This is a genomic window from Streptomyces sp. NPDC034111 (assembly GCF_055575375.1).
In genome coordinates this window covers 1-4,493 of record NZ_JBVIST010000043.1, presented here as the reverse complement: position 1 = coordinate 4,493, position 4,493 = coordinate 1, and the positions used below count along the sequence as shown (strand labels likewise).

Sequence of the window (4,493 nt, the reverse complement as noted above, 5' to 3'; positions counted from 1 at the left end):
TACACCCACGGCATCCCCCTCCACCACACCCCCACCACCCCACCCCACCCCAACCTCCCCACCTACCCCTTCCAAGGCCACCACCACTGGCTGAACAGCGTTCCGGCCGGTGGCGACCCGGAATCGGTGGGACAGCGGCTGGTCACGCATCCATTGCTGGGCGCGGCGGTCCACCCGGCGGACGCGGACGGTCTGGTGCTGACCGGTCGGGTGTCCAGGGCGGCACATCCCTGGCTCGCCGACCACGAGGTGCATGGTTCCGTCCTCTTCCCCGGAACTGCCTTCGTCGAGGCGGCGATCCGCGCCGGGGACGAGGTCGGCTGTTCCGTCCTGGAGGAGCTGGTGTTGGAGGCCCCGATGGTCCTCGCCGCTGAGGAAGCGATGAGTCTCCAGGTCGTGGTGGGTGCGCCGGATCCGTCGGGACGTCGTTCGGTGAGCCTCCACTCCGCACCGCAGGACGCCGCGGAGACCGCCGCCGGGGAGGAACCGGTGTGGCTGCGGCACGCGAGCGGATTCCTGCGGCCGGAGCGGCCGGACGAGCAGGGCGCGACGGCCACGGCGGACGCTCTGGCCCTGTGGCCGCCTCGGGGTGCGGAAGCCGTACCCCTGGAGGGGGCCTACGAGCAGCTGCGGGACGCGGGCTACGGATACGGACCGCTCTTCCGGGGACTGCGGGCCATGTGGCGCCGGGGCGACGAGGTGTTCGCCGAGGTCGCGCTCGCGGAGGAGGGCTCCGCGGCGGACTGGGGCGTGCATCCGGGGCTGCTGGACTCGGCACTGCATCCGGACATCCTCACCACGCTGATGGACTCGGGCTCCGAAGGGCTGCGGCTGCCCTTCTCCTGGCACTCCGTGCGGCTGTTCGCATCGGGCGCGACCACGCTGCGGGTGCGTCTGACGTGGTCGGGTGAGGAGGGCGTGTCGCTGTTCGCCGTGGATCCGGCGGGGATGCCCGTCCTCTCGGTGGCGGCGATGAGGACCCGCCCGATGGCGGACGGAACGGAGGCACCGGTCGCCCAGCTGGTACGGCAGTCGCTTTTCCGGACGGACTGGATACCGCTGTCCCCACCGGCGCCGGCGGCCCCCGCGGCCGGACGCTGGTCCGTGGTGGGCTCCGACGCCGCGGAGCTGGCCCGCGCGCTGGGGGCCGCGGGCCTCGACGTACAGGACCATGACCGGCTGGAGGACGTGCCGAGGACGGTGGACGGCGCACAGTCCGGCAATGAGGCACCGGCCACCGACGTGGTGCTCCTCTCCTGCCCGCCCGTGCAGGAAGATGCCGTCGGGCAGGCCGAAGCGGCCCGCAGGGCCGCGCACCGGGCCCTGTCCGGCCTCCAGGCCTGGCTGGACGACGCGCGTTTCGAGGCGACCCGTCTGGTCGTGGTCACACGCGGGGCGGTCGCGGCGGGCTCCGATGCCGAGGCCTCCGACCTCGCCGGGGCTCCGGTGTGGGGACTGGTGCGGGCGGCCCAGGCCGAGCATCCGGGGCGCATCATCCTGGTCGACCTGGAGCCCGGTACGTCCGCGGAGGACGCCGCGGCTCTGCCGGCGGCCGTCGCTGCGGACGAGCCGCAACTCGCGGTACGCGCAGGCACGTTCCTGGTTCCCCGGCTGGCACGTGCCTCCGACCCGGCGGTACGCCCGGCCGCGGGCCTTGATCCCGAAGGGGTCGTCGTGGTGACCGGCGGCACCGGAGGACTCGGGAAGATCCTGGCCACGCATCTGGTCACCGCGCACGGTGCGCGTCATCTGCTGTTGCTGAGCAGGAGCGGCCCCCGGGCGCCGGGCGCCGCCGCATTGGAGGCGGAGCTGGCCTCGTACGGGGCGAGCGTCTCGGTCGTGGCGTGCGATGTGGCGGACCGCGAGGCGCTGGCCGCGGTGCTCGCCGGGCTGGACCGCCCGCTGACCGCCGTGGTGCACACGGCGGGAGTACTGGACGATGCCATGGTTCCGGCGCTGACGCCGCAGCGGATGGACACCGTGATGCGGCCCAAGGTTGATGCAGCGGTGCATCTGCACGAGCTGACCCGGGATGCGGACCTGGCGCAGTTCGTGCTGTTCTCCTCGGTCGCCGGTGTCCTTGGCGGGCCGGGACAGGCCAACTACGCGGCGGCCAACGCCTTCCTCGACGCGCTGAGTCTGCACCGTCGTGCCCTCGGCCTGCCTGCCACGACGGTGGCCTGGGGGCTGTGGGAGGACGGCGGCCTGACCGCACACCTGGGCGACACCGATCTGCGCCGGATCGCGCGCAACGGTGTACGGGCCCTGTCGGCCGAGCAGGGGGCGGCCCTGTTCGATGCCGCCGTCGCCCGCGACGGGGCGGCCTACGTGGCCGCACGGCTCGATTTCGGGACGCTGCGCCGGCGCTCCGGCACCGTTCCCCCCTTGCTGCGTGAACTCGTGCGGACCCGCGCCAGGCGTACGGCGGCCGGGGGTGCCGGGTCGGATGAGGGCGTCGCCGGGGAGTGGCTGGCGCGGCTTTCGACGGCGGAGGCGAAGCGGGCGCTGCTCGACCTGGTCCGCACGCATGCCGCGACGGTGCTGGGACACGAGTCCGCGGCGGCGGTGCCGTCCGACGGTGTCTTCAAGGACCTCGGGTTCGACTCGCTGACCGCGGTGGATCTGCGCAACCGCCTCAACGAACTCACCGGTTTGCGGCTCGCACCGACGGTCGTCTTCGACCATCCGACGGCCGAAAGCCTCGCCGGGCACCTCCTGGAAACCTGGAGCGGAACCTCCTCGTCTGCCGCTGCGGAGACGCCCGTTGGGGGCGTACCAGGGTCGGACGACGAGGACATGATCGCGATCGTCGGCATGGGCTGCCGCTACCCCGGAGGCGTCACCTCGCCGCAGGGGCTGTGGGACCTGGTGGCCTCGGAGACCGACGCCGTGACCGGCTTCCCCTCCGACCGCGGCTGGGACCTGGACGCACTGTACGACCCGGACCCCGACAAGCCCGGCACCTCCTACGCGCGGGAGGGCGCGTTCCTGGACGACGCCGGCCGGTTCGACGCGGCGTTCTTCGGGATCTCGCCGCGGGAGGCGCTGGCGATGGACCCGCAGCAGCGGCTGCTGCTGGAGACGGCCTGGGAGACCTTCGAACGCGCGGGCGTCGAGCCGACGTCCCTCAAGGGCAGCACGACCGGTGTGTTCGTCGGTGCCATGGCGCAGGAGTACGGCTCCACCCTGCTGCACGAGGCGCCGGAGGGCCTGGACGGCATGCTGTTGACGGGCAACGCGCTCAGCCTGGTCTCGGGCCGGCTGGCCTACTTCCTGGGAATGCAGGGTCCCGCGGTCACGGTGGACACGGCGTGCTCGTCCTCGCTGGTTTCCCTTCATCTGGCGGCGCAGTCGCTGCGGCAGGGTGAGTGCACTCTGGCACTGGCCGGCGGTGCGACCGTCATCGCGACTCCCGGTACCTTCACCGCGTTCAGCACCCAGCGCGCCATGTCCCCCGACGGCCGGTGCAAGTCGTTCGCCGCGGCGGCGGACGGCACCGGGTGGGGCGAGGGTGTGGGGTTGGTGCTGCTGGAGCGGTTGTCCGACGCACGGCGCAACGGGCATCCGGTGCTGGCGGTGATCCGTGGTTCCGCGGTCAATCAGGACGGTGCCTCCAACGGGCTGACCGCCCCGAACGGCCTTGCCCAGCAGCGCGTCATCCGCGCCGCCCTGGCCCACGCCGGCCTGTCGGCCGCCGACGTCGACGCGGTCGAGGCGCACGGGACGGGGACGACGCTGGGTGACCCGATCGAGGCGCAGGCCCTGCTGGCGACGTACGGTCAGGACCGGCCGGAGGGCCGGCCGTTGTGGCTGGGTTCGGTGAAGTCGAACATCGGGCACACCCAGGCTGCGGCCGGGGTGGCCGGAGTGATCAAGATGGTGCAGGCCATGCGCCACGGTGTCCTCCCCCGCACCCTGCACGTCGATGAGCCGTCCCCCCACGTCGACTGGACCGCCGGCGCTGTGGAACTGCTCACCGAGCAGGAGCCCTGGCCGGATGCGCACGGACGCCGCCGGGCCGGGGTGTCCTCCTTCGGCATCAGCGGGACCAATGCCCATCTGATCCTGGAGGAGGCGCCGGACGAGCCCGTGGTGACGCCGCCCGGTGCGGAAACGGATGACGGCATGCTGCCGCTGGAGGGGGGTGGTGGCGATGACGGTGTCCTGCCCCTGGTGCTCTCAGCCCGCGATCAACAAGCACTCCACGCACAAGCGGAACGGCTGGCGACCTTCCTCGACCAACACCCAGACGTCCCCCTCCCCCACCTCACCCGCACCCTCGCTTCCCGCACCGTCTTCGAGCACCGCGCAGCCATCGTCGGCACCACCCACAGCGAACTCGCCACCGCCCTACGCACCCTGCACAACCCCACCCCCAACACCCACACCCACACCGGACCCACCCTCACCGACCCCGTCTTCGTCTTCCCCGGCCAAGGCTCCCAATGGCAAGGCATGGCCACCGACCTCCTCGCCACCAACGACACCTTCGC

1 protein-coding gene is annotated in these 4,493 nt (G+C 72.5%); it reads left to right on the top strand.

What is annotated here, in order from left to right; genetic code table 11:
* Positions 1 to 4,493 (top strand): type I polyketide synthase (locus ACZ55A_RS37055; protein ID WP_468849494.1); only part of this gene is annotated, 4,493 nt, incomplete at both ends.